Raw genomic sequence first — 1,171 nt, 5'->3', positions numbered from 1 at the left:
ACCGCAGCGCGGACGGTGGGTTCCAGACGCGTTCCTCATAGTCGTAGGCGGACAAGAGCGGGATGGCCCCGGTCCGCGGGTCGCGGACACGTCGGATGACGGTGGCCAGGACGTCGGCCAGTTCTGGGCTGACGAGCACGACTCGCTCCTGGTCGGTCTTGGACGGAGCGATCTGCAACAGCGGGACGATCTCGCCGGTGGTGGGCAGCCTGTACTGGATCATCGCGTGATGGTTGATCTCCAGCATTTCCTCTATGCGGGCGCCGGTGTGGCGGAGGAACTCCACCGCGGCCCAGGCCCAGAACGCCCGGTGCTCGGCCTGACCGAAATGGCGAAGAGTACCCTGCTCGTCCCGCGCGCCGGCGGTCGTCGCGCTTTTGGTGCGGACGAAGACCGCGTCGCCGATTGTGAAGGTGGCACCGGGTGGGACGGCGAGCAGGGCTTGGAGGCGGGCTGATTGCTGAGCGTGGTGATCGGCCGCAGCCCGGACGAAGGTCTCCAGGACGGGCAGTCGCTCGCGCGTTCGCTGGTCCATGCGGGCCTTGCGCCGCTTGACGCGCTTGCGGTTGGAGACTTCAGCCTCCTTGATCGGGCAGGGTGCTGCCCAAGGTCCCCATCGGGTGGGTTCCTCGGCCGCCCAACGGGCGATGTCCAGGTAGAGAGCCCGCACCGCCACGAGCAACTGGTCGTATTCAGCACGCTCGACGAGCGTCTCCTCCACGGTGCCGTCCGGCCGTTTCCGCCGCNNGCGGCGGCGACCCCGGGCGGCAAGTCGAGGGAGTCGATGCCTGGATGGTGTATCTCCAGGTCGGACCAGAAGTTCCGGGTCAGGTTGCGGGCGAGGTTGTCGAGAGTGCTGTAGTCGAGCCGTGGCCGGCGTTCCTCCAGGTAGTCGATCAGCAGCTCGCGGATCGGTGCGCAGGCCACGCCGTGACGGTCGACCAGCTGCGTGCAGGTGAGCTGACCCATGACCTTGTTGAGGAAACGCAGGGTCACCGGGGCGTCGGACGGCACATTCCCCAGGTCTCGCAGCCAGGAGTAGAAGAGGGTGCCGCCGGCTTGGGTACGGACCAACTTCCGTAACTCGCTGTAGTACTCGAAGGCGTCCCCGGCGGTGATGTCCGCTAGGCCTCCGCCTTTCGCGAGCATGATCCGAGCCAACGCCAGGCGG

Annotated in this window: 1 pseudogene; it reads right to left on the bottom strand. The window is 67.3% G+C overall.

Annotated elements, in window-relative coordinates:
* Window positions 1-721 (bottom strand): annotated as a pseudogene (locus CCL05_RS42290) (site-specific integrase); the annotation flags it as partial.
* Between the last annotated feature and the right edge of the window lie 450 nt (window positions 722-1,171).

The organism is Streptomyces africanus, from assembly GCF_002150735.1.
Classification (GTDB): domain Bacteria; phylum Actinomycetota; class Actinomycetes; order Streptomycetales; family Streptomycetaceae; genus Streptomyces; species Streptomyces africanus.
This window is presented reverse-complemented; position numbering and strand designations above follow the sequence as displayed.